Genomic DNA, 25,671 nt, shown 5'->3' with positions numbered 1-25,671 from the left:
TAGAGGTCAGCCAAAATGAAACCTCCGAGACCTGCCTAGCATAATCTTGCCGCATCTAGCCTCAAAAACCCCTAGGACTGAACCACCTCTTGTATGGGGCTAACTTGCACAGGGCCAACTTGAATAGAGCCAACTACCGGAACCACCTTTGCCGAGGGGCAGAGATCGGCCAGCTCACACATACTGCATTTAGGGTTGCGGGCATTGCACACCGCTCGCCCGTGGTACACCAACCGAATCGACCAGTTTTCCCAGTCGGGCTGGGGCAGCAGCTTCATCAGGTCGCGCTCGATTTTGACGGGGTCAGCGTGCTTGGTCAGCCCTAGCAAATTAGTGATGCGCTTAACGTGGGTGTCTACGGTCACACCGCCGTTGATGCCGAAACCGTGGGCCAGCACCACGTTGGCTGTTTTGCGAGCCACGCCCGGCAGGGTGACCAAATCTTCCATGCGGGGAGGAACTTCACCGTTGTACTCGGTGATGATCCGTTGGCAGGCGGCGCGGATGTTTTTGGCTTTGTTGCGGTAAAAGCCGGTGGATTTTACCAGCTGCTCCAAATCGGCGATATCGGCCTCGGCAAAGGCATAGACATCGGCATAGGCGGCAAACAGAGCCGGGGTGACCAGGTTAACCCGCTCGTCGGTGCACTGAGCTGCCAGCATGGTGGCAATCATCAGCTGCAAAGGATTGGCAAAATCTAGGGAGCAAGGGGCTTCGGGATACAGTCGTTTCAGGCGGAGAAGAATCTCCAGCGATCGCTGTTTTTTAGAAGCTCGTCGCTGGTTGGGCATAGACGGGGTGGGGGGGTGGATGGGGTGGGGGGTGGATAGGTAGTGTGGGTCGCGGCCCCTACCCATTCACCTGGCGCTGTCAGCCAAAAACCTCAGTGACCCATGGTGGGGGAGTTACCGAAGATTTTGGAAGATTTCGAGCTGGGTGGTGTCGCGGACAATGAGAAACACGCCCAGGCCTAGCAGCAGCACGAGGCCAGTCTGCATGACGTTCTCTTGAATGCGATCGGGTAGGGGCTTACCGCCGCGCAGGGCTTCGATGAGCAAAAACGCTAGCTGACCGCCGTCTAACGCCGGCAGGGGCAGAATGTTGATGATTGCCAGGTTGATGCTGATGATGGCGGTGAAGGGGAACAGCATGGCGGCGCTATTTTTAGCCAGTCCAGCCCCCTGCTCAACGATTTTGACTGGCCCGGCCACCTGGCTAGCCATTTCCCCAAAGTTGGTCACTAGCTGCACAAAGCCTTTCACGGTGCGCACTAGAGTGTCTTGAAACTGCTGCGCCGCCAGACCAAATACTTCAATAGGGTTTTTGGGACGGCGGTAGCCAAAGTCACCATTGGGCTGAAGCTGCACGCCGATTACAGCCGTGCCGTCGGGGCCGATGACGGGAGTCACCGAGACATCTAGCTCGCGGGCACCGCGCTGTACTGTGAGCTGCACAGGCTGGTTGGGGCTATCTTTGATTAGCTGAATGAATAAGGGAATGCTCTTTTCGCCGGAGGCCAGAGGTTCACCATTGGCCGCTACCAAAATATCTCCAGCGCGAATTCCTGCCTGACCTGCGGGAGAGCTTTCAGCGATTACCTGGGGCACTAGAATGCCGGGCTGGGGGTTGAAGGTTTCGGGAATGCCCACGGCGCTAAACTGGGCCACAAACACCAGGTAGGCAAATACCAGGTTTGCGATTACTCCAGCGCTGATTACAATGGCGCGATCGAGAATCGGGCGATTTTTCAGCAGGTCGGGGTCGTTGGTGGGAATTTCGCTCTCAGGGTCGTCATCGGGAAAGCCGACAAAGCCGCCCAGGGGAATGGCTCGCAGGGAGTATTCAGTCTCAGCTCCCTGGTACTTCCAAAGAATGGGGCCAAAGCCGATGGCAAAGCGGTTGACGTGAATGCCCTGTAGTCGAGCGGCTGTGAAGTGCCCCGCTTCATGAACGGCTACCAGTAGGGCGATGACCGCGATCGCAGCTAAAACCGACATAGACAAACCCGATAGGTTAAGAACAGTTTCCCTATTCTAGCGTTGCTTCTCCCCGCTCACGGTGGGCCACCCCTCCGCAGACCCATTCTCAGCCTTTTGGTTAGCTGGCTACCTGCACCCCACTGGGCACAAACTGAGCCGTCCAAATGCCTAGATCGGAGTCTGGCAACGCCGAGCGCAGCTTGGCCGCCAGCTCGTTGGCCTGCGCTTCAGACTCCGTCAGGGTAAACACTGAGGGGCCAGATCCCGACATCAGGGTTCCAAGCCCGCCGAGATCGGCCATGGTGGCTTTGAGGGCGGCGGTTTTGGGGTGGGCATCTAGCACGATTTTCTCAAAGTCATTGCAGAGGTGCTGGCCCAGGGCGATCGCATCTCGACGGGCCACTGCCCTCACCATCTCACCCGATCGCACCTGGGCCTGCCGCTCTTGCCAGCCTTGGGTATTGGTTACATAGGTGTCGCCATACTCGGCCCGGTAGGTTTTGTAGGCCCAAGGGGTTGAGACAAACTCAGACTCATACTTGGCAATCACCAGGTGCAGGTTGTCGATGCCAGGGAGTGCATCGAGCCGTTCGCCCCGGCCTGTGGCGATCGCCGTCCCGCCCGACACGCAAAAGGGTACATCTGACCCTAGCTCAGCCCCCAGATCTTGCAGCTCGCTTCGGGTCAGGCCCAAGTTCCACAGGAGATCTAGCCCCACTAGCACCGCCGCCGCGTTGGACGAGCCGCCGGCCAGCCCGGCGCCCACCGGGATCTGCTTCTCGATGGTGATTTCGACGCCGCCCAGTTTAGCCATCGCGTCCGGGAATTGCGCCATTACCAGGGCCGCTGCCTTGTAGGCCAAATTGGTCTCATCCGCAGGCACTAGGGGATGGTCGCAGCGCACCCGAATCTCATCGACACCAATGCTGCGAACGGTGATGCGATCGCACAGACTAACGCTCTGCATCACCATGATCAGCTCGTGAAAGCCATCGGGGCGGCTGCCCACAATTTCGAGATAGAGGTTAATTTTGGCAGCGGCTAGCAGAGTGTAAAGGCGCATAGAAAATCAGCGGGGGTGCTTCAGGATTGTATTACTCAGCGCCACCCACTGTTCAACGCTGAGGTCTTCTGCGCGGGCGGTGGGCTCAATGGCTAGGGTCGTCATCATCGCTTCTAGTTCGTCGCGATCGACCACCCCCTTGAGGTTGTTGCGCAGCATTTTGCGCTTGCTGCCAAACCCCAGCTTTACCAGTCGGTCAAACCCCGCTAGGTCATCAGACGGAGTGACAGGCGGGCGAGGGGTAAGCTTCACCACCGCCGAGTCCACCTGGGGCGGCGGTTGAAAAGCGCGGGCCGGAACCGGACACACCAGTTCACAATCTGCTAGGTACTGCACTCGCACCGACAGTGCCCCAAAAGCCTTGCGGCCGGGGCGAGCATAGAGCCGTTCCGCCACTTCCTTCTGCACCAGCAGCACGATCGCGTCGTAGGGTGCCGGGTTCGGCGCGGCCAGGGTGCCCAGCAGCTTTTCTAAGATCGGCCCGGTGATGTAGTAGGGAATGTTGGCGACAACTTTGTTGGGCAAACCAAAGTCAAAGTTTTTGTCCCGCGAGACGGCAGCGATGTCTAGCTCTAGAATATCGCTCGGCACCAGGCGAAAGTTATCGTGCTTGGCGAACTGATTATTGAGCTTGCGGACCAAGTCGCGATCGATTTCCACCGCTACTACCGCGTTGGCCAAAGGCAGCAGCCAGCGAGTTAGCGCCCCAGTGCCAGGGCCGATTTCGAGCACGGTGTCTAGGCGAGTAACAGCAGCGGCCTCCAGCATGCGGTGGAGCACCTTCTCGTCGGTGAGCCAGTGCTGGCCAAAGCGCTTGCGGGTCGGTTGAGAGAACATTTCGTGATTAGCAACCTGTGATAGGCTCTCGCCCAAAGTCTTTTGCAAGGAGAGAATTATGACATTCTTCTCGGCTTGGTTAACGGTCTTTGCTGTCAGTTTAGTGGCAGTTGTCACCCCTGGCCCTGATTTTGCCCTGACGTTGCGCAACAGCCTGGCCTACTCTCGACGGGCAGGAATCTTTACCGCGATCGGTGTTGGAGCTGGGAACTTGGTTCATGCCACCTATTCCCTAATTGGCATTGGCGCTGTGATTTCACAATCTATTCTGCTGTTCAATGCCTTGAAATGGGTTGGCGCGGCTTATCTCATTTATCTTGGCGTCAAGTCTTTGCATGCCAAGAGAGTAGCGATTCCTCTTCGGGGACACTGCGTGAACGCATCAGAAGCCATTGGGCAACAGCGAGACATAGGGCGTTGGGCCGCGTTCCGCATCGGCTTCCTAGGAAATTTGCTGAATCCTAAAGCAACGCTCTTTTTTCTAGCGCTATTTACCCAAATTATCCAGTCTGCAACGCCGATCGTAGCGCAAGCAGTTTTTGGGGCAACCGTCGCGGCTGTCGCCCTGATTTGGTTTGCGGTGGTGGCCGTGGTGATTTCCCAACAGATTTTCAAGCGACACATTCTGGCTGTTGCCCATTGGCTAGAGCGTTTAACTGGGGCAGCGCTCATCGTATTGGGGGTGCGCTTGGCTGTAGCAGAGGCAAACGAATAGCCGCCTAAGTTCAGCAAAGTACCGAAGGCAAACGAGAGCTGTGAGTTGAGCGCGACAGTTCAACTTAATCTGAGGCTGTCAGTGCGATCGCCCACCTGGGGAATCCTACAGAGTGGTTATCCAGAGGCTCGTGAATGGCACCTGTTCCTGACAGAGGACAACTAAAAACCTGGAAGGACGACAGAGGCTTCGGCTTTATCAAACCGGACGATGGTGGCAAGGACGTTTTCTTGCACATCAGCGCCCTACCGGCAGACTGCCGCCGTCCGCAGATCGGAGACACGATCCTATACGAGAAAGTGACCCAAGCTGACGGCAAGGTACGTGCTGCCAAAGCCTCTATTCAAGGCGTTGTACTCAGCCCACCGCAAACCACTACACCTATCTCAACAACGCTCCGCCCCCAGACAGCTAAATCCATTCCAACAACGCCCCGCCCTCGGACAGCTAGGCGTCAATCAATACAAGACATCTGGCTCGAAGCTGTGGTGGGTGTTTTAGGCCTCACTACTGTTGCCCTGTTCGCCTTACCGTTTGTGCATAGAACCCTCTTGTCGCCTGTTGCGAGTATTTTGCCCTTGCCCACTGAACCGCCCAGTACTACGACTCCGCCCTCACCCGTTGCGCAGCCCAGTACTAAGCCCTCGCCCTCATCCACTACGCAGCTCAGTACTAAGCCCTCGCCCTCACCTACCGCGTCACCCAGTACCACGACACCCCCGGCACCCGCTGCACAGCCCAGTACTACGACTCCGCTCTCGCCCGTTGACGCCGTTGCAGAACCCGCCTGCACGGTCAAAGGCAATATTTCGATTTCAAGCGGCAACAAGCTTTACCACGTTCCCGGCATGGAAGATTATGAGGGGACAGAGATCCATCTCGACAAGGGAGAACGGTGGTTTTGCACCGAGGCGGAGGCGATCGCTGCGGGCTGGCGTAGAGCCCCGCGATAGCCATACCCTGCTGGTTTCCTAGAGAGCAGATGCCGCCACAAGACTGGCGGCCTTGTTATCATCCTGACATTGCCGTGCGGTTGTTTGCCCATGCCTGTTGCCCTAGCCACTCCCTTGAGTCAAATTGTGCTGTCTCCCGGCAGCGCTATGACTGTGTCGGGGTTGACTTGGCAGCACTACCAGCTTTTTCTAACAGAGCTAGGCGAGAATCGAGCCACTCGGTTGGCCTATAGCGGTGGCAGCTTGGAGATTCGCATGCCCAGTAAACTCCATGAGATTGTCAACCGGCTGCTGAGCAAGATTATCTTTGCCTTAGCAGAAGAACTAGGGTTAGAAATTGTGGATCTGGGTTCAACGACCTGGAACCGTAAAGACTTAGACAAAGGGATTGAACCTGATAGCTGCTTTTTTATTCAGAATGCTGGGTTAGTGCAGGGTTTAAATCCTGAGATTCCGCCAAACCTGTCGCCAGACTTGGCGGTGGAAGTGGATATTGCCAGTGCGTCGAATCAGAAATTGGTCATTTACCAGGCGCTTGGGGTGCCCGAACTCTGGCTTTACAGCAACGGCAAGGTCAAAATTTTGGACTTGCGCGGCGAGCAAATCCGCGAATTGGAGAGCAGTTTGGCCTTCTCCGTAGTACCAGTAGAGCAGCTGCAATCTTGGGTTGCGCTACGAGAAACCAGGACTGATCTAACCGTAGTCAAGCAGTTCGTCAGTTTGTTTCTAAGGCCAATTAGCGTTCACAATCCATTAGCGGCCCAAATAATTCAAAATGCCTCGAGCGATGCCGTCGGCAATCCGATTCACTGCGGCAGGGTCGCGGAAGCGGGCGGCATCTTGGGATCCGGTGACAAACCCAGTTTCGACCAGCACCGAGGGCATGGTGGTGTAGCGCAGCACGTAGAAGCGGGCGGTGCGGACGCCGCGATCGCGCATATCCGTATTCCCCAAAACACTGGCATGAATGCTGCGGGCCAGTCGTTCGCCGCTGGAGAAATAGTAAGTCTCTAGCCCGTTGACCTCAGGGCGGCTCATGCTGATGGCGTTGGCGTGGATACTCACGAACACGCTGGCTCCGGCCCGGTTGGCATACTGGGCGCGGGCGTCTAGATCGACAAAGACATCGCTGCTGCGAGTCATCAGCACCGTAATACCGGCGGCGGCAAGCTGCTGTTGCACTCGGTTAGAGATGGCGGTGTTGATCTGCTTTTCTTGTAGGCCACCGATGCCCACGGCACCGGGGTCGCGCCCGCCGTGGCCGGGGTCAATGACGACCACCACCGACCCCTGGGGAATCGGTGGCAGGGTGGGCGTGGAGGCCACCGCCGGGGCTGAGGCCCCAAGAATTTTGGCAGGTAGGCTGGCGGCGACTAGGGCGTTGTAGACTTCGTCGGCCCGCTGGCGATCGCGAAACACCCCCACCTGCACCACCTCTTGGCCCTCGGCGTTGGTGCGAAAGGCTTCGGGCTCTACAGCCCGCACCTGTTGCAGGGTGTTGGGTCCAGTAATCGGCACCACCACGCGAAAATAGTTGCCGGTAGCCACTGTGCTGCTGGGTGGTGGCGGGGGCGATGTCATCGGCGGCGTGGTGGGACGGGCGGCGGGCGGCGTATTGGGGGTCTGGCTCAGGGGTGGGGCGGCCCCGGCGGCTAGGCGCACATCTAGCGGCGCGTCGTGGGTGAGGTAGATGTGACCGACAGGCTGGCCGTTGTAGGTGCGGCGGGTCATCTGCCAGCCAGGGTTGAGCTGGATTTTGAGAAATCCGTCAGTGCGTCCGTTGGTGCGGCCAATCTCGATGGGCGGAGCGGAGCGATCGCGCGTCGGTCGAGCAAACAACACCAGGTCATTCTGCCGAGCCGAAACCTCTAGGCGGTAGTGCACCCTTAGGTCTTGACCGTTGATGCGCACCGAGTAGCCGTTGCCGTCGGTGCTGCGATCGCAGGCTCCGGTAAAGTCAAAGTTCAGCAGCAGCGGGTCGACGGTGACCGGCCCGCCCGCTTGTCCCTGCTCTTGCCAGCACTGCCGCTGGTTGGGCACCTGGGTCAAAATCATCAGGCTGTAGAAAGCCCCGTTGCGCACTGGGCTGGCGATGGCCACCGCCAGGTTGGGGTCAATGGGCTGCTGATCAAACTGCTGGGCTCGGGCCATGGGGGCCGCAGCCAGCCCCGTGAGCACCACAGCGGCAGTGGTCAAAAACGTTTTCAGCGGTCGAGACAGCAGGGCCATAGCAGTTGGTGCAGCGGTGTGAGGAGTAGGCTTGGAGTCAAGCGTGGGCAAGACTCCTAATGCTACCCACGATTGTCGCGATCGCAAGCACCTCCTGCGCGTTTGAGGTGTCGCAGTTTACCAATTGGCCCCATCCAAAATAAAACCGGCCCAGGGATGCTGAGCCGGTAACGAGGGGCTAAGTCGCCCCAACTAACCTAGTTTTCACCAATTCTCTATTGCCCTAGCTCCCGAAACGTTTCGTAGGCCCGCTCAGGATGATAGATATGGCAGCGGGTCGTGATCGTCTGCATCAGTTCCCAGGAAAACTTAGTTTCCTTCATGAGAGGGCCCCAGTTTTCCTTTAGCGCCGCGTAGGCGGGCCTTAGGTTGTAGGACGGAATTCCTACCGAAACATGGTGGGGAACATGGACGTTTATATCGTGGCACAGCACCTCGATCCACTTGGGATAGTCGCAGTGGAGTGTTCCGGAGAGCTGCGACTCCACCTCATTCCAGGTGTCGCCGTAGCGAAACTGAATTTCAGGGATGGTGTGGTGCACTAGCGTAAACGTGCTCATCCAGAAGTGGTAGCCCAGCCAGGGCATCAGCCAAAATTTCACGACACCCCAGGGGCCGGCAAAGTAAAATAGAGTGGGGAAAAACACCAGCGCAAAGACCACCACCGCCGCGATCGAGCGCTTGACCTTACCGTGGTCGCGGGGTTCAAAATTGCGCAGATCAAAGTGCAGTGCGCCCCAGTGAGCCACTGACGCCAGCCACCACAGCCAGCTCCGCATAGACCGATATACGGCCTGCAAGAAGCCACCCGCACCGGAGTATTCTTCCTTGCTCCACGGTGCCCAGGCGTTGTCGATCTCCATATCGTTGGTGTGGCGGTGGTGAATGTCGTGCAGCAGCCGCCAGCTGTGGAAGGGGTAAATCAGCGGCAGAAACATGATGTGCCCCAGCCAGTTGTTGACCCAGCGGCGGTTAGCAAAGGAACGGTGGCCGCAGTCGTGGCCCACCACAAAAAAGCCCGTTAGGGCGGTGCCGGTCAAAAACCAGGCAAAGGGGAGTAAAAACCAGGGGGAAAAGGCGATCGCTACATATCCTAGGGTTACAGCCCCTACGCTGAGCGCTACAGCTGCCCAAGCTTTGCGCGGATCTTTTTGAAAATAAGCTTTAGGAATAGTTTGAATAACCTGCTTTAGGGTCAGGTCGCCGTAAGGGTTCACATCCGCAGCTCTGGCGGAAGTCTCAAAAATTGCAGTCAAGGACTAGTCTCCACAGAAGTTAAGGTGCGCACATCAGAGCTGGACTGTTTGCCCAAAAAAAATCTGTTCACCCCGTAGGGAACCGAACAGAGCCTAAGCTTGATTGCAAAATCGAGAAATCAACAGCCGAAACTTCAATAACTCTGATAATCACCGCAAACAGCTTAATGGGGGCAAAGATTGGCCCACGAGAATACTTATAATTCCTTAACATTTATAACATGTTCAGCCTCGCTTACCGATAGAGCTGGGAGCTGTTAGGAAAACTGCTGCCCGAGGAGCGTTGCGTTCTATAAATCACCTCCCCGCATGCCTGAGCATTAGCCGACAATGGGGATAGCTTTAACGGCAACTGGCACTTCAACCGGTGCCATCTTGAGAGGCATAAGTTAGCAGACAACGATAGCTGTTGGCCGATTTCTTCGACCCTAAAGCGGCTCACCCCGAGCGGCTGCCTTAGCTGAATGGCTACGCTGGCCCCCTGCTGAGCAAGACAAGTCAGCAAGCTTCAACCCCAAGGCACTGCCCGTTAAGGCTGATCTAGCCAAGTTGTGGAGGCTGTCTTCCATGGATATTCAACAGTTTTTGCACGAATACAACCGAGGCGATCGCAACTTTTCAGGCGTTCGTTTTCATGGGGCCGATCTGCGCGGTGCCACCCTCAGCGGCATCGACCTCAGTGGGGCCGATCTGTCTCAGGCTGACCTCAGCGGGGCCGACCTCTCGCGGGCCAATCTAGAGCGGGCCAACGTGACCGACGCCGAGCTGATTGGGGCCGACCTCAGCGGGGCCAATCTCAAGCACATCAATTTAATTGGGGCCGACTTGGAGCGGGCCAACCTGGTTGGGGCCGACCTCAGCTACGCCGACCTGCGCACGGCTAATTTAGAACAGGCCGATCTCCAGGGCGCAATTTTGCGTGAGGTAGCCCTCAGCGGTGCTAACCTCTCCCACGCCACCCTAACCAACGCCTGGGTTGAAAACACCGATCTCACCTCAGTCGAACTGGATGATACCAGTGGCAACTGGGTTAGGTCATCCGATGCTGGCGATGCTGCTACAAGCTCCCGATGGATCTCTTGGGGGCTGCACTAGCGCCCGCCTCCAACTCAGTTGCCTCTTTCGGCATCGAGAGCCTTGAAAAAGAAACCGGGTTTCTGCGTCAGAGGCGTTACTCTCTAGCAGAAACCCGGTTTTTTGCAGATCGCCGCCTAGTCAGCGGCAATTTCTAGCTGTCTATGGAAGGCGGGCAGCGAAGTTTTGGCTGACCTCCTCGGTGCTGAGGGCGCGATCGTAGATGGCGACTAAGTAGTACTCGCCCAGCCAAGGGCGATCGCCTGTCAGCTCATTACCTAGAGCCAGGCGGTAGGTAGCATCCCAGTTGGAAAGATCGCCGCTGATCACCTCGCGTTTTTGCACCTGGCCGTCGAGGTAGAGGGTGGTATTGCCCTCGCCGTCGCGGGTATAGACCAGGTGGGTCAGCTGGTTGACGCTGACTGAACCCGCTTCGACCACCTTGCTAGACCCATTGACTCCAGTAGTGGTGGTGCGCAGGCGCGTTACGTACTGGTTGTTGTTTTGGCCCAGGGTGACGTTGCGATGCCCGGTATCGGCTGAGAGGGTGACAATCCGCGCCGGGGTCTGGCTGGGGGAAAGCTGGGCTGGTTTCACCCAGGCCTCTAGGGTAATGGCCTGGCTGCGCTGAATGGCCTGGTTGAGCCGGGTCGCAGCTCCGGCGGTAGCCAGCAGGCTAGGCTGTTGGAGGCTAATGCCCTGGGGAAGGCGAGCGATCGCCCCGTTTACCAGAGCCAAATCCAGCGCGGGCTGAATCCCCGACTGGTCACGGATGGTGTTGCCACTGCCTTCCCGGAAATCGTAGAGGGCCTGAACACCTACCATGACTCGTTTGGAAACGACGACTGTGACGGTATCGCGCCCGGTCAGCCGTCCGTCGCTGGCGCTCAACTCCAGTACGTAGGTGCCCGCTCCAGGGAACTCAGCCGAGGTGGAGGGTTTTGCAGCATCTTTCAGAAGGGCGGGGGCCGGACCGCTGAGCTGCTTCCAAAGCGTGGTCAGAGTATTGGCCGGGAGAGCATCGTCTTGGACGGTGCCGTTGAGAGCTGTCGTTGCCGCCTGAACCGCTCCTGCCGCTGACACTGCCAGGGTTAGAACTTGATCGGCGCCAGCGTTAACTACCGGGGGCTGGTTCACCTGAATGGTGACCTCGTCGTGGGTGGCGATCGCCCCATCGTTTGCTGTCAGCCGCAGCACATACTCACCGCCCCGAGAAAACTGGGCCGTGGTGATGTCGCTGGCGGGGTCGGCAAAGGTGACCGCGCCGGGGCCGCTGACTTTGCTCCAGGCCAGGGTCAGGCGACCAGGGGTAGTGGGGAAGCCATCGTCGCTAACGGTGCCATCAAGTTCGGCCAGAGCAGGGAAATCGAGGCTCTGGTCGGGACCAGCATCGACCACCGGAGCCTGGTTGGCGGTAATCGTCACCTCGCGGCTGGTGGTGAGTTCCACGGTGCTGACGGTCAGCCGCAGGGTGTATTCGCCGCTGGTGCTGAAGGTGGCGGTGGTAGACAGCCGCTTGGCATCGGCAAAGGTGACCGGGCCGGGGCCATTCACCAGACTCCACTGCGCGCTCACAATACCTGTTGCCGGATCGGCCAGGCCGGTATCCACCACTTCACCCTGGAGGGCAGCGGTGGCGGGCAGGTTGACCAGCGGTGCAGCGCTGGCCCGAATCGTCGGCGCTTTGTTGGCGTGGACGGTAACGTCGGCCACCGCGGTGAGCAGCCCGTTGCTGGCGGTGAGCCGCAGCCCGTAGGTGCCGCTTTCGGAGAACTGAGCGGTGGTGTTGGCCAAGGTAGGGTCGCCAAAAGAAACCGTGCCCGGTCCGCTAAGCTGGCTCCAGAGCAGGGTGAGCCGTCCCTGCCGCGGGTTGCCCAAGCCGCTTTGCACCTCGGCGGTGAGCTGGGCTCGGTTGGGCAACTGCACCACGATCGCATCCGGCGCTTTGATCATCGGCGCGTGGTTAACGGTGATCTGTACCTCGTCGCTAATGGCCTGGGCCTCGTCGCCGACGGTGAGCCGCAGGGTGTAGACGCCCGCCACCTTAACAAGCTGTCCGTCTTCATCGTTGACGCCCGGTTCAGCAAAGGTCACCGTGGGCTCTAGGCTGGTCGGGTCGCTAAAAGTGATCGGGGATGGGCCACCGGGCTGGCTCCACAGCACTGATAGGTTGCCGTTGAGCAGCTGGTCATCCATAACAGCTCCTTTGAGGGAGAGAGCACTAGGGAGGTTGATCACCCGGTCGGCACCGGCAGAAACCACCGGAGCTAGGTTGGCGTCGGCCCCCACCTCGAAGTTGGTGGCAATTTCGGCGGAGGTAAGGGCGCTACTGTAGAGCGCCACCAGGTGGAAATCGCCCAGCCAGGCGCGGTCTTCGCTGAGGGTGTCCCCCAGCTCGTTGCCCAGGGCCAGGGCAAAGCTGTCGTCCCAGTTGGCCAAGGTCCCAGGGATGACGCGCTGGGCCACGACCTGTCCATTCAGATACAGACGGGTGGTGCCATTAGTCTCGCGGGTGCAGACGACGTGGGTGAGAGTGGCAGGGGCCACAATGCCGCCGGCAAAGGCGCGATCGCTGGCGTTGCCATTCGTCTCGCTGGTGCGCACCCCAAGGTGAAACTGGTTACCCGCCTGGCCCAAAATCAGGTTGCGGCTACTGGCCCCACCCGACAGGGTGAGAATGCGACCCAGGCCGGGCTGGTTCCCCTGGGAGGGGTTAATCCAGGCTTCTAGGGTGAACTCACCGCTGGCTCTGATCGCCTGGATCAGACGGCTGGCATTGGTGCTGGTGAGTCGGGCGGGCTTCTTCAGCGCCAGGGCAAAGGACGTGGTTGCGCCGCGGGCTTTGAGCGGCGTGGGTTTACCGGCGATCGCCAGATCTACCGGCACCCCGATGCCAGCGACATCGCGCACGGTGTTGCCCCCATTGGCCAAACTATCCGCAAAGCTGTAGAGGCTGAGCAGACCCCGGTTGATGCGCGCCCCTACAAATACTTGCAGATCGTCGCTGTGGGTGAGCACACCGCTAGCCGTGGCAGTTTCTGCCGTCAGCCGCAGCAGGTAGACACCACTGGCGGTAAAGAGCGCGCTGGTGCGCGGGGCGGCGGCGTTGTCAAAGGTGACGGAGCCAGGGCCGCTGACCGCCTCCCAGCGAGTGGTGAGGGCTTGAGTCGTCCGATCGCCTCGACCATCCCGCACCAGTTCGCCCCGCAGTTCTAGGGACTGGCGGAAGCCGATCTCCTGGTCGTCACCAGCTCGCACCAGGGGCGACTGGTTAACCAAAATATCGAGGTCTTCAGTGGCAGACAGGGTGCCATCGCTGGCGGTTAGGGCTAGCCGGTAGCGGCCAATGTTGCTAAAGCTGGCAACGGTCACGGGGCTGTGAAGATCGTCAAAGGCGACGGTGGCTCCAGTGGGAACAGACTGCACCGCCCAGGTGACGAAGACGGCCTCAGGGGAGAGGCGATCGTCGGCCACCGAGCCGGGCAGGGTGGTTTGCACCGCCTCATCCTCCAGATGCAGGATTTGGCTGCGGCCTACCCGCACTACTGGGGCGGTATTGGGGCTGCGATCGCCCTCCAACAGTGCCGTCAGCTCGGGGCTGTCGGTCAGGCTGGTGACCTCGGTGACGCCGTAGAACAGCCGCATAAACTCGGTGATGGCGGCTACGTGGGGCTGCAGCTCGGGCAGGAAGGTAGCAATGGTCTCGCGAATGGCGCGGGAGAATTCGCCAAAGTCGTCTACTTTGTCGGCCACAAAGGGATCGAGCCGCTTGATCAACTCAAAGTTGCTGTCGATGCTCAGCTCCCGCAGAGTGGCTTCTAGCGCCGGCAGGGGCTTGGTGCTGCCGATCGGAGGCAGCACCCGGCTGACAAAGGTGACCCGGTGGAAAATGCGCCAGCAGGGGGGCTTAGTGCCAGGGCCTTTGTTGGCATCGCGCAGGCCACGCAGGGCCAGGGCGTTGGCGTCGGTGCTTTGCTCTAACCAAATCGGGTCAACCACCTGGCTAAAGAAGTGGTCGAAGTGATCGGCCTGGGGCTCCAGATAGAAGGTCATAAACCGGTAGGCATCCACCTTGCCAGGATGGCGCAGGGCTTTGGGTGTCAAAGGATTGCTGAGGTCAAACAGCACTTCTCCCGCTTCGTCGCGCAGAAATACATCGCGCTCAACCTCATCGACATTCACCTCGACCGAGAAGCTATTTTCTGACTGCACGCTCTTGGTGGCCTGCACGTTGAGCCGGCCGCCAAACATGGCCTCAAAGCCAAACTTAAAGCCCACACCGCTGATGGCCACGTCCAGGTCGGCAAAGATGCCCGCCTGCCCCTTAAAAGCGTAGGACCCGCCGTAGCTCTCCTGCACCACATCCATAGTTTCCTGGGTTTCGGCAAACAGACCGCCGTCCGCCGTCCAGACGTAGGTGTTGGCCAGGTTGCGCTTCTCGAGCCGGGGCAGGTTTTGCAGCACATCCTCGCTGCCCAGGTCGCCGCTCTGGCCAAACAGCACGTTCTGGCGACGGCCTACGGCACCGGCGTCGTACTGGTCGTAGTAGGCCCGCACCCGCTCCTCTTCGCGCTGGATGCGCTGCTTGAGGGCAAAGGCCTCGATCGGCTTATAAAAGCTGCTGTCGCTGCTAAAGGTGAGGGCATTGGGGTAGGCCGCATCGGGGGTGAAGCCGATCTTGCCGTCGAGGGTGCCCTGCTTGGTGTAGGCGGGGTTGATGGGGAAGTTGATGATGTTGCGATCAGGCGGAATGTCGGGGTTGGGGCGCATCTGGTATGACACCAGGGCGCTATTGTGCTTGAGGCGCAGGGCAAACACATCGGCGGTCTGCGACTGTACCAAGGCAAAGCCCGTGTTTTCGGGAATAAACCGCCGACCGACATCGCCGAAGGCAACGGCATTGGCAGGCTCGACAAACCCTTGCAGCTGCTGCTTGCTCGATAGGTTAGTGGTCAGCCCCAGGCTGGTGCTGCCCGAGCTGAGCCAACCCAGGGAATTTTCAAACTTGGCCTTGATGCCAAAGGCGCTGTCCGCGTCGGCCACCTCAGTTACCAGGCCAATACCGGCTTCGACATTGGCCCCGGTCAGCAGCCCGGCAGTCAGATCAAAGCTGGAGTCAAAGCCGCTTTCTTTATCAGCGGAAAAGGTGAAGTTGGTTTTGCTGGCCTGCTTGAGTTCAACGGAGCTAGCCCCGTTGTAGTTGGCAAATTCCCCGAGCACGGCCCCTCGGCTGGTGAGGTTTTCGCCGGGGACTGGCGGTGCCCCTTCGATAAAGCCGATCAGCTGCGGGTCAAATTGCACCTGGCCAACCCATTCGGTGACCAGTTCGCCCACCTTAAAGCCGGTGACTAATTCCCACTGACCGTCTTTGATCAGGCCGTAGCAGCGCTTATAGATGCCAAACAGGTTGCCGTCGACATCGGTTTGCAGGTCACCGTACTCCTGCACGGCGGGGGCGCTTTGGAGTCGATCGCTAAAGGGAGTCCTCACCCCCGCCAGGGCGCTGCGCACCTGGGGAGTGTCTTCACCGATGGGGGCAGTGGAGAGCACAAACTCAGCGTCAACTGGCGTCAGATCATTGCCCAGCAGCGAGAAGTCGGAGAGCACTCCGGCCCTCTGAGTGTCAAAGGGATAGTAGGCGAGCAGGTCTTCGCGGTTGTCGAGGAACTGCCCGTTTTCGCCCAGTATCCGCCGGAACAGGTTATCTTGCAGCTGCTCTGGGGTGCGAGCCGTTTGCCAGATCCGCACTTCCTCCAGTTCGCCCTGGAAAAACTCCTGGGTTCTATTGTTGCGTTGCAGCGCGCCCAGGGTGAACTGGGCCTGGGGCGAGAGCAGGACGGCGCGGCTGGCCGCTGGCACCAGCTCACTACTCAGCAGCTGCCCGTTGCGGTAGAGCACCAGCTGCGACCCGCTGGGGTTGGGGTCTTTGACCCACTGCACCGCTCCTTTAAAGCGGGCATGGCTGCTGCCCTTGGAGTCAAAGGCGATCGCGCCCTCGGCTTCCTCAAAGCGCCACCAAGCGAGCAGTCCCTTTTCGCCACCCTGAATTGTAGGTTTGATACTGCCCGCCTCCAAAGGCACATTCCACAGGCGAATTTCGGCCAGGGTGCCCTGTAGGGGGGCGATCGCAAAGCCGTTATCGAACCCATTGCGGACGGTATTGAGCAGATCGCTATCCCGCTCTAAATCACGAACCCCGGCATTGACCCCAACGGCCAAGGCCACCATTTCGGCTTGTTGGGGGTTAGTCATGTCGCCGTTATCAGCAATAGACAGAGCCTCAGCGGAAATGTACACGCCGTTGATACTGTCTAGGTCGTCGCCCGCTGGGTCGAAGCTGGCCAGACTAAAGCCCGAGCCAAACTCTAGCGGCGCATTGCTGTTACCAATGTCCAGGGGCTGCTGGGGCTGTCCGGCATTGAAGCCGGGGCTGGTGCTGCCCCCATTGCGGCCGTCCTCCTGGCGGGGAGTGCCGGTAGTGTCGCTGCCCGCTTTTTTGTACTCAAACAGACCGTAGGGCTGGCCGTTGGGAGTATTCGCCTTACCATCCACAAAAAACTGAATCGCATCCCAAGAGACAATATCGACTCCAGTTTGCTGATCGCTATTGTTGCGCACCGGGCTGGTGATGGTATGGCGCTTGCGGGTGACGGTAACGGTGTGAAACTCGGTGGGGTTGGGGATGGGCTGGGAGATGAACAGGTGTTTTTTGCCTCTGACATCTTCAAAGGCGAAGACCAAACGGCCTGCCGGGTTGAGGTAAAGGGCGTAAGGCACGTGCTGCTCGGGGTCTTCGGTAGCGCTGAGTTTGCCCTTAGTGAGCAGGGCGCGGGGCTGGCTCAGATCATTGACTTTAAAGGCCGCTTCGATGGTCAGATCGCGGTTGAGATCGAGGGTGAGGTCAGCGCCTGCATCCAAAAAGGTGCCGGGCTGGCCATCGAGCTGCACTCCGTAGGACTGGTTGAACACCGCCGCCAGGTGGTTCCAGTTGCCCGCGGCAATCTTCTGGGATGACTGCACCAGTTGCTCACCCACTCCAGCAAACACCGAGTAAGCCGGAATAGGGGACTCCGTCGGCTGGGGATTGCCTTCGAGCTGACCGTGGTGGCCAAAGCGGGCGTGGTCAGTGGCGCGGCGATTGCCAAAGTCGTCGAAGCGCCAGCAGCCCGCCAGGTCGGTTTCGTTGCCGCTGAGTTCGCGGGTCATGTCGGCGGCGATTTCGGTCTGGGTGCGACCCCGCTGCCAGATGCGGGCCTCGGCGATCGCCCCAGTCAAAATCCGCACGCGATCGCTCGGGTTGGGGTGAGCACCCAAGCCCCAGTCGGCATTGATGGGGATGGCCCCGATCGCCTCGGCCTGTTCACCAAGGGCAATGCCGTTGCGGTACAGCCGCCAGTGGGTGCCGTCGTAAACCGCGGCTAGGTGAACCCAGGCGTTGCCGGTGCGATCGGCGGCGGGCATGACGATCGCCACCTTGTGGTCAGTGCCATTGTGGCTGCCCACCTCGTAGCGCCCCTCATTGATGCGCAGAAAGACCTGGTGACCGCTGGCGTTGCCGTGGACGATGATGTTGCCCAGGTTCTCGTTTTTGGCGGGTTTGACCCAAGCCTCTAGAGTGATGGCCCCAGCAAAATTGAGGTGAGTAGCATTGGGAATGCGCACCAGGTCAGTGCTGCCGTTGAGGGCGATCGCTGTGGTCAGCTCCTCACGCTTCAGCCCCAGCAGGTAGCGAGTATCGGTGGTATTTGCCGCTGGTTGGTAGTGGAGCAGGCGCGATCGCAGACTGGCCTCGGCGATCTGACTGGGGCGCACCCAGGCTTCTAGCGTTAGGTCAGCCTGGGGCGAAAACCGCCGCAGCTGCTGGTCAAAATCGGCCCTGGAGGCCTCCAGCCGAGCGTGGCTGTCTTGGCCATCGAAGGCATAAGTGTGGCCCGGAGCCTCAGAGACCCAGCGGCTAGAGAGCGTCAGTCCGCTGTGCACGGTGCCATTCTTCACCGCTTGGCCGGCGCCGTTGGCGATAAAAGCCAGCAGCTTAGAGCCGGAGGAGAGGTCAGCACCGCCCTGGGTGGTACTGGCCTGCACCGCATAGTCGTATTCCAAAAAGAACACGGGTAGCGGTTCGGTAGTGGAGCTGGCAGCCTCAGTGCGAATGGCCAGCTCCGTTGCGCCCTGATCTACCGCGGTTTCAAGAGTGGCCTTAAAATCACCAATAAACAGCGTGGCCCCAGCCGGTAGCGAGCGGTGAATGCCCCCCGCTACGGTCAGAGTGTCGGCGCGCCCAGGGGTGAGGGCAATTTCGCCGCGACCGACAAAGGTGCGATCGCCCGCCAGGCCATTTAGCACCTTGGCAAAGCCCTCGGGGGCGCGAGGTACTTGGTGCCAGGTTTCAATAATTGTCTGGTCGCTGGCTTTGCTCTGAATGGTGACAATGCAGGTGAAGTCAACTGCCTCCCCAACCACATCGAGGCGAATGCGATCCATCTCGGCCTCGGTGGAGCGGGCAAAACCCACCACCGCCTCTGCCCCCAGGGCATCGTTTAGGGCATAGCGCGCCCGCTGGGTCAGGGTTTTGTAGTAGGCGACAAAGAACTGATCGTCGGTACCGCGAAAGTACATCGCCACGTTGCCCACGGCGCTGTCGAACAGCAGCGGGGTGTCGTCGGCCCAGGCGAAGGTGAGCAGCCCGCCCGCCACCGACAGACCATTGACGTCGCTATGCACCAGCGGCATGGTGGCGGCAAAGCCCTTGTTCAGCAGGTTTTGCAGGGCGGACAGGGCGGTGCGATCGCTAATTACCGCCTGCTCCAGCTGCTGCCGCTGCTGGTCTTGGTCGGTGCGCAGGGCTTCAATGCTGGCGCGAATGCCGCGCAGCTCGTCGAGCAGAGTGCTGAGGTCAGTGGTGAGGGAGTCGAGCGATCGCTGCAGCGCATCGCAGTGATTGCGAAAAGCTGAGTTTTCGGAGATCTCTAGGCTGGAGATGCGATCGTTGAAGTCACGACCGACAAAGGCCGTAGTATCGGTAAACGTGTGGGCAAACCCATTTTGGCCGCTGTTGCGGTTGGCATGCTCGAAAACAGTGACTTGCAGCGCCGGCAAAAACAGCTGCGACCCTCGCCCCACGCGAACAAAAGCCGAAATGCTAATGCTGCTGATCAGGTCGTTGAAGTTGTGCTGATTAAGCTGGGTATAGCCCACAAAGCGGGGCGAAAAGCTGTTGCCAATAGCGTTCAGACCAAAGGATAGAGAGCGGCCGCCAAAGTTAGCGTGCTCGTGCAGGGTGACCCGAGCATTGCGCAGAAAATCTAGCAGCTGCTGCAGCTCTTGCTGGCCATTTGCCTGGAGGTTACGCAGCTCGCGCAGTCGGCTGAGCTTAGCCGGTAGATTGAGGCTATCTAAGCTACCCGCTGGCACGGTGAGCCCGGTGCTGCGGTTGGCAATTGCGTCATCCACAACCCTAAACACCCAATTGAGGTAGTCGATCTCCTCGCTCAGGGTGGTCACGCGCTGGGTCTTTTGGGTAATGGCGCCCTGCAAGGTGCCAATGCGATCGAGTTCGGCGTTGACATCCACGGTGCGAGCTGACTGCTGCTTTTGGCTAATAGCGGCCTGCAACGCCTCAATCTGGGCCAGTGCAACGCTCACATCGGCACTGTCGTCGGCGCTTAGGGTTTGGTCAATCACCTGCTGAATCGATTGGATCTGGGCCAGTTCCGCGCTCACATCCACTGGGTCGCCGTCGCGCTCCACCGCTACGGGCTTGAGCCGCAAGTTGTCGGCGACCTTGGCTAGGCGGCCGTTGGCAGAAACGCCAAAGTCAAGGGTGGCAATTTCTTTGCGATCGCCTCCAGCCGCTTGGGTAGCCACCGCCAGCATCACCCGCGCTCCCTGACGCAGGGGCTTAGCCTGTTGGTCGTAGCCGGTGCGGGCTTCCTCCTGCTGGAAGTAGAGCAGCGAGGCGAGGCCCGACTCGACGGTGCGGCCCTCAAAGCGGAAGCTGTCGCGGTTCACTCCGGCGTTTTCGCCAATGGGTGCGTCGGAGGCTACCCAGGCGCGGTTGGCAAAGCCTGCCGTCATGGTGCCGGGGGCGTGGTTGCTGGTGTGGTCGAAAATTTCGCGGCCAGAGCCTTCATCCAGTCGCCAGTAGGCCGTCAGCCCCAGTTCGTGGCCAGAGAGGCGCAGGCCGCGATCGCTGCGAATTTCTCGCTCCGAGCGCGGCCGATTCCACAGGCGAATCTCGTCGATCAGGCCAAAGAAGCTGCGGCTGGGCGCACCGATCAGCGTGATCGCAGCATCCACCGGCACCTTGCCTACGCTGGTGCCCGTGGATGTGCCTTCCTGCCGCACATCCACGGGCAGACCATTGACGTAGAGGTGATAGCCCGCATCCTCGGGGTCGTTGTTAAATACCACTGCCAGATGGTTCCACTGGTTCGATCGCAACACCTCCCCAGTGATGAAGGACTGGAACTCAGCGCCATCGCCAAAGCCCACCCGCACCCGGCGGTTGTCCACAATCCAGATCGAGGGTGGAGCCGTGGCGGTCTTGTCGTCATTCCCCAGCAGAGCCTGCTCTAGCGCTTCCCCCGGCTCCGGTGCGGTAACGCGGGGGAAAATCCACGCCTCCTGACTAAAGCCCTGGCCGAGGCGAACTCCTGGGGCCAGCACCACGTGGTCACTCTCCTGGCTGAAGTTCAGCGCCGTCTCGGCGGCATCGTTGCTGGAGGCAGATTGAGTGCCTCGGGTGTTGAACAGGCCCTCTAGCGATCGCTCCACGTTGTAGGCGTCGATCATTTCTGTGGCGCTGTTAAAGGCAAAGATCTGCCAGCGCGACACCTCGGCAATGGTGGTGGGCAGCAGCACGATTGAAAACCGCCCCTCCTGCAAGTTGCGAATAAACGACAGCTCCTGGGTGGGCTCAAAGAAGGGCTGATCCTGCATGTCGCGTGCGCCCAGGCTGTCTTTGGTGCTCTGGGGGCGAGTCTTGCTGCGGCTGCGGCGAAAGCGCACCTCTAGATTGAGCTTGAGCTGCGGTACCGGGGCAGCTTCCCCAGCCTGGGATGCGCCCGACGCCCCCGACAGCACAAAGCGATCGACCAGCAGCGTCGAGTCTACGATTGGGATCTGGCGGTTTTTGGGGCCTTCAACGGTGATTTGGTCGGGGTGGTTAGCGGCGATCGCCTGGCGAAACACGTAAACAAATCGCCCATCCGACATCGATTGAAACGGGGCATCTGCCGTCAATCGCGCGGTTCTGGAGAGAAACTTGTCTACTTCGTTGTCGGCTACCACCACACCGGCATCGACCGGGGTACGGCTCCCTTTTTTCACCGTCGGCAGCAGCAGCTGATCGGCGAGGCCAAAGCCCACTTCAGCAATTTCTTTGGGGAACTCCAGCTCCTGGGGCTGGTCAGCCCAGCTATTCACGTCGAGGGAATTTCCCTGACCATTGAGATTCAGCACGGAATAATAGATGCGGCGCTGGTCATCCATCGCCAGGGCAATCACGGTGCCCTGGTGGCGTACCAGCACGGGGTAGCGGTAGTTGCGATCGCCGTAACGCTTGATAAAGCTCTCTAAAACGGGGGCTTGAGCAGTCATGAAGAGGTTCTCCTGTGGGGCTTTGCGATGTCTGGCTAGGAGCAGTGACCAGAGCGCAGCGCTGGATCAACTCTCCCTAACAGTTTTGGGGAACGCAGGAGAAGCTACAGGGAAAACACTGTTGACTACAGCAAGGATTTGGTGATCGTTCTCACCAACCGCAATGATTAAAACCAGTGCCTTGGGGTGACGGGTCGGCTTGGCGAATGCAGGAAAGGCCCATAGCAAAAACCTCCGGCATCCTAACGTTGAGGGATACCGGAGGTCAGTTGTTTTGAGTGTTTGAGGAAACTGTCTAGCGACGGCGGCGGGTAAACCCTAGCCAGGCCAGCGCTCCACCAATCGAGATCACCAGCGGCATGAACGCAGCGGCGGCGCGGTAGTGCACATCTTCAGTCGAGTCGAGGCTGATGCCGTCATAGATGATGCCCTTGTCGCCTACGGGCACAGTCCAGTAGTCAGCATGGCTTTGGGTATCGTCTTCAATCGAGACTTCCCAGTCACCCGGGATCGACTCGTCGGGCAAAAACGCGAAGCGGCCCTCGCGATCGGTGGTGGTCGTCATCCAGGGCTCGTCGGGGTTGTTGGGGGCATAGATGTTAACCGTTGCTCCAACAAAGGGTTCGCCCGAGCTAAACAGCGACTGAAACTCTAGCTGATTGTCGAGGGTGTAAAAGGTTTCAATCTGGTGCGCATCGGCTTGGGCCGGAAACCCCACCAGCGCTAAACACATTACCAGAGCAACAAGCAACCGTTTCATAGCACAAGCAATCCGTAATTCGTGTGGCCTTCATTCTAGCGAGAGTTGCGGCGAGCTGAAGACCACACGCTCAAGTCCAGGCAAGCGACTATACCCAAGACCTGCGCTGGAAACCCCACTATCGGCGCGGATGACTGCTTGTCTTGAAGTCCTACCGGCAAGGAACGGGCTTTGGCCCTAGGAGAGACAAACCGCTAGACGTAGGTGAGGTGAAACGACATGTAGCCCAACACCAACGTTTGAATTTTGCTGGATTCTGCTAGCGCGCCACCTACCTACAACTGGGGTCATTGCACTCAGACGGCTATCACCCATTCTCAGACACCGGGTAGCACCGCCTTTTTGATCACGCCGTGGACGCCCCAGTTGCCATCGACAATTTGGGTGACCCCAAAGTCGGTCGCCACCGACATGAGGCTAATCGCTTCATCTTCGCCCATGCCCTGGGTGGTCATGAGAAAGTGGCGCATTTTGTGAAAAGCATCGCGCATGGCCTTATCGATAGACGACTGGCCAAAGATGTCTTTTTGAGCTGTATCGCCCAGTTCTTCGAGGTAGTTAGCGTAGCTAAAGCCATGGACAACGTACTCTTCGTCGTTCTCGAGCAGTGGGTAGTAGAGGTCTTCGAGGATGGTGCCCGCCAGGTCGCTCTGCTTGTGCACCGTGACCTGAATTTTGCCGGTGAGGGAGGTTTCGATCGCCGTGCCCGACAATTCGGAGTCGCCCTGGGCAGCATGGGGGTCGCCCAGCGACAGCAACGCCCCTTCGACAGCAATGGGGTAATACATAGTGGCCCCTTCGCCTATGCGCCAGTTGTCGATGTTGCCGCCAAAGTAGCTGGGGGGCACCGAGTCGACAAAGTCGGCCTCGCGGGGAGCCAGACCAATCAGGCCAAAGTGGGGGCGAATCGGCACCTTGACGCCCTCTAGCACCTCGTAGTTTTTGTCGATGGTGGCGGGGTCAACGGGCACACCGGGGTAGTCGATGGTCTCGTGGACAACGCCAAAGGGGTCGGTTTGGGGCGTCCAACGGAAGTTGTAGAGGGCGGTGGCGTAGTCTTCGGTTTCGGTGGCGTCTAGCTCGTAGATGGTGATGACTTCACGGGGTTTGGGATCTTCAATCAAGTCTTTGTAGTGGAAGCCCCACCAGGCGGCTGCGTTACTGCCGAAGGTGCGCCCCTGGTATTCGGGGTTGCCGCTGGGGCGCGGTGCCACATCTAGGATTTTAACTTCGAGTACGTCGCCGGGTTCGGCCCCGTTGACGTAGATGGGACCGGTTAGCACGTGTACGCCCGCCCCTTCACCCGCGCCCGTGGTGTAGACCTCGGGGTCAACGGAGCCTGCGCCCCGGCGATCGACGCCTTTGCCCTCAGGAGTCCAGGCGAAGACGCTCTCGGCACCGGGATCGCCCATAACCATGAGGGAGGCGTCGTCGTTGGCGTGGTGGGTGAGGGTCTCGACGGTGACAATGTCGCCGGAGTTGACCGTGAGCTTAGGCTCTAGGGATTGGCTGAAGTAGCCCCAGTGCACGGTGTCGGCATTGGCCGCAAGGTAGTGCTCTTGGGGTGTCTGGGCGATCGCCCGATTGATCATCAGCCCGCTAAAGCCCAAGGCCACTGCCAAGCCCAGCCCCAGCAGGCCAAAACGCCATTGTCTAATCATTCAAAAACTCCTCAATTCTGACCAGGAACGACTTAATCGACGTGGCTACGATGCTACGGGGGGGGATAGGCAAGGGTTGTAGTCTAGGGAACATTCCAAAGGAAAGAATCGAGGCGGTGGGCGGCATCGAGGGGCGATCGCGGAAATCATCACCCCCCAATCTGAGCTGCACATAGTAGATTGCTACAGGATGGCGGCGGGGAAGACGAGCATGGGTTTAGACAGGTTTATTTTGGGGCTAGACGGATTGCTGGGGGTGGCACTGGTGGCGATCGCGGCGTTCTATTTCAAGCTCACCCAGTCGCTGGCGTCGGCTCCTCACCTTCAGCCGGTAGGGACATCCCTGCCCTCAGCACCCTCTGTGGATGTGGTAATTCCGGCCTACAACGAAGCTGATAATATTCGCGCCTGTGTAGAAGCGGTGCTGGCGACTGAACTACTGGGGGCGCAGCGGTTTGAAGTTTGGATTGCTGACGACCAATCTACCGATGCTACCGGGGCGATCGCGGCAGAATTAGCCGCCCAGCATGGCAACATCCACCACTTGGTAGTGCCGCCTCGCCCTAAGGGCGAGGTGTGGCGCGGCAAAAACTGGGCCTGTGCCCAGGCGGCAGATGTTGCCCAGGGCGACTACCTGCTGTTTATTGATGCTGATGTGCGGCTGTCGCCAGGGGCAATACCCGCCGCCCTGGCCGAAGCCCAAACCAGCCAAGCCGACCTGCTGAGCTGTGCGCCCAAGATTGAGTGCAGCTGCTTTTCGGAGTGGCTGGTGCAGCCCATCATTATGAGCGCGATCGCGATCGCCTATGACTTTGAAGCCATTAACGAGTCTACCGCCGTAGACGATGCCTTTGCCGCTGGGCCGTTTATGCTGTTTCGTCGCGCCGCCTACGACAAAATCGGCGGCCACTCTGCCATCGGCGACGTGATTGTAGAAGATGTCGAACTCGCCCGCCAGATTCGGCGCCACGGTCTCAAGCTGCGCTACGTGCTGGGCATTGATCTGCTGAGCGTGCGCATGTATTCCTCCTTTGCGACCCTGTGGGAAGGGTGGACCAAGAACTACTACTTGGGCACCGAAGAAAACCTGCCGCTGACGCTGCTGTCGGCCTTCACCATCGCCATGGTGTTTGTCATGCCCTGGGTCGGGCTGCTGGCGAGCCTAGCCGTGACCCTACTCAAACCCGAACTCTCCTCGTCTATAGCGCTCCTATACGGGTTGACGGTGTCGACCCTGGCAGGTTACGGGCTGCTGAGGATCACGGGCTATCGCCAGGTGGGGGTGCCGCTGCGCTACTGGTGGCTGAGCAGCGTGGGCGGCTTGGTGGTAGTGGCGATCGCCCTCACCTCCATCGTCAAAACCAAGACCGGCTGGGGCTGGACCTGGCGAGGGCGATCGCTCAAACCTCAGCATTAGCGATCGCCTCATCCCTAGGCCACCTGTCGGCGCTTCAACGTCTTTTGCTTAGTAACCCTACGTACCTTGGCGGCAACGGCTACAGCGGCAAACCTCAATACAGTTGATCAAGGGTGACACTAAGCGGTT

13 protein-coding genes and 1 pseudogene are annotated in these 25,671 nt (G+C 59.4%); 5 read left to right on the top strand and 9 right to left on the bottom strand.

Annotated features, from left to right (window positions below; genetic code table 11):
* Nucleotides 1–71: 71 nt before the first annotated feature.
* The 4 genes from nth to rsmA all read right to left on the bottom strand — a co-directional run bounded on the left by nth (nt 72) and on the right by rsmA (nt 3,879).
* The gene (gene nth / locus NC979_RS19565) at nt 72–791 is read right to left on the bottom strand and encodes an endonuclease III (protein ID WP_190516752.1); all 720 of its coding nucleotides are present in this window, start codon (nt 789–791) and stop codon (nt 72–74) included.
* 114 nt (nt 792–905) lie between these two features.
* Nucleotides 906–1,997 carry an RIP metalloprotease RseP gene (rseP, locus tag NC979_RS19560; protein ID WP_190516751.1) on the bottom strand — a complete coding sequence of 364 codons (1,092 nt, stop codon included), beginning with the start codon at nt 1,995–1,997 and terminating at the stop codon, nt 906–908.
* Nucleotides 1,998–2,097: 100 nt separating this feature from the next.
* Complete coding sequence (gene ispE, locus NC979_RS19555; protein ID WP_190516748.1) at nt 2,098–3,042, bottom strand: 4-(cytidine 5'-diphospho)-2-C-methyl-D-erythritol kinase; 945 nt, start codon at nt 3,040–3,042, stop codon at nt 2,098–2,100.
* A 6-nt stretch (nt 3,043–3,048) separates the two neighbouring features.
* Nucleotides 3,049–3,879, bottom strand: a complete 831-nt coding sequence (gene rsmA / locus NC979_RS19550) for a 16S rRNA (adenine(1518)-N(6)/adenine(1519)-N(6))-dimethyltransferase RsmA (protein ID WP_190516746.1) — start codon at nt 3,877–3,879, stop codon at nt 3,049–3,051.
* 58 nt (nt 3,880–3,937) lie between these two features.
* On the opposite strand from rsmA, the gene NC979_RS19545 reads away from it, so the two are divergent.
* From NC979_RS19545 to NC979_RS19535, 3 genes and pseudogenes are all read left to right on the top strand, one after another.
* On the top strand, nt 3,938–4,594 hold the full coding sequence (locus tag NC979_RS19545; RefSeq protein WP_190516743.1) for a LysE family transporter: 657 nt from the start codon (nt 3,938–3,940) through the stop codon (nt 4,592–4,594).
* Nucleotides 4,595–4,728: 134 nt separating this feature from the next.
* Nucleotides 4,729–5,547, top strand: a complete 819-nt coding sequence (locus NC979_RS19540; RefSeq protein ID WP_199308722.1) for a cold shock domain-containing protein — start codon at nt 4,729–4,731, stop codon at nt 5,545–5,547.
* Between the two features lie 90 nt (nt 5,548–5,637).
* Nucleotides 5,638–6,159 (top strand): annotated as a pseudogene (locus tag NC979_RS19535) (Uma2 family endonuclease); the annotation flags it as partial.
* A 141-nt stretch (nt 6,160–6,300) separates the two neighbouring features.
* Here the strand turns inward: NC979_RS19535 and NC979_RS19530 are convergent.
* Both NC979_RS19530 and NC979_RS19525 read right to left on the bottom strand, forming a co-directional pair.
* On the bottom strand, nt 6,301–7,827 hold the full coding sequence (locus NC979_RS19530; RefSeq protein ID WP_348253804.1) for a DUF3747 domain-containing protein: 1,527 nt from the start codon (nt 7,825–7,827) through the stop codon (nt 6,301–6,303).
* Between the two features lie 164 nt (nt 7,828–7,991).
* The gene (locus NC979_RS19525; RefSeq protein WP_190516741.1) at nt 7,992–9,032 is read right to left on the bottom strand and encodes a fatty acid desaturase; all 1,041 of its coding nucleotides are present in this window, start codon (nt 9,030–9,032) and stop codon (nt 7,992–7,994) included.
* A gap of 567 nt (nt 9,033–9,599) precedes the next feature.
* Here NC979_RS19525 and NC979_RS19520 point away from each other — a divergent pair.
* The gene (locus NC979_RS19520; protein ID WP_190516739.1) at nt 9,600–10,127 is read left to right on the top strand and encodes a pentapeptide repeat-containing protein; all 528 of its coding nucleotides are present in this window, start codon (nt 9,600–9,602) and stop codon (nt 10,125–10,127) included.
* A 141-nt stretch (nt 10,128–10,268) separates the two neighbouring features.
* Here the strand turns inward: NC979_RS19520 and NC979_RS19515 are convergent, their stop codons facing one another.
* The 3 genes from NC979_RS19515 to NC979_RS19505 all read right to left on the bottom strand — a co-directional run bounded on the left by NC979_RS19515 (nt 10,269) and on the right by NC979_RS19505 (nt 24,125).
* Entirely contained in the window at nt 10,269–21,704 is an 11,436-nt protein-coding gene (locus tag NC979_RS19515) for a LamG domain-containing protein (protein WP_190516736.1), read from the bottom strand.
* A gap of 295 nt (nt 21,705–21,999) precedes the next feature.
* A complete protein-coding gene (locus tag NC979_RS19510) occupies nt 22,000–22,464 on the bottom strand; it encodes a carboxypeptidase-like regulatory domain-containing protein (protein ID WP_190516734.1) in 465 nt (154 codons plus the stop codon).
* A 317-nt stretch (nt 22,465–22,781) separates the two neighbouring features.
* Complete coding sequence (locus NC979_RS19505; protein ID WP_190516732.1) at nt 22,782–24,125, bottom strand: acetamidase/formamidase family protein; 1,344 nt, start codon at nt 24,123–24,125, stop codon at nt 22,782–22,784.
* Nucleotides 24,126–24,336: 211 nt separating this feature from the next.
* On the opposite strand from NC979_RS19505, the gene NC979_RS19500 reads away from it, so the two are divergent.
* A complete protein-coding gene (locus NC979_RS19500; protein WP_190516730.1) occupies nt 24,337–25,542 on the top strand; it encodes a glycosyltransferase family 2 protein in 1,206 nt (401 codons plus the stop codon).
* The last annotated feature ends 129 nt before the right edge of the window (nt 25,543–25,671 follow it).

It is taken from the genome of Leptolyngbya subtilissima AS-A7 (genome assembly GCF_039962255.1).
GTDB lineage: Bacteria > Cyanobacteriota > Cyanobacteriia > Phormidesmidales > Phormidesmidaceae > Nodosilinea.
This window is presented reverse-complemented; position numbering and strand designations above follow the sequence as displayed.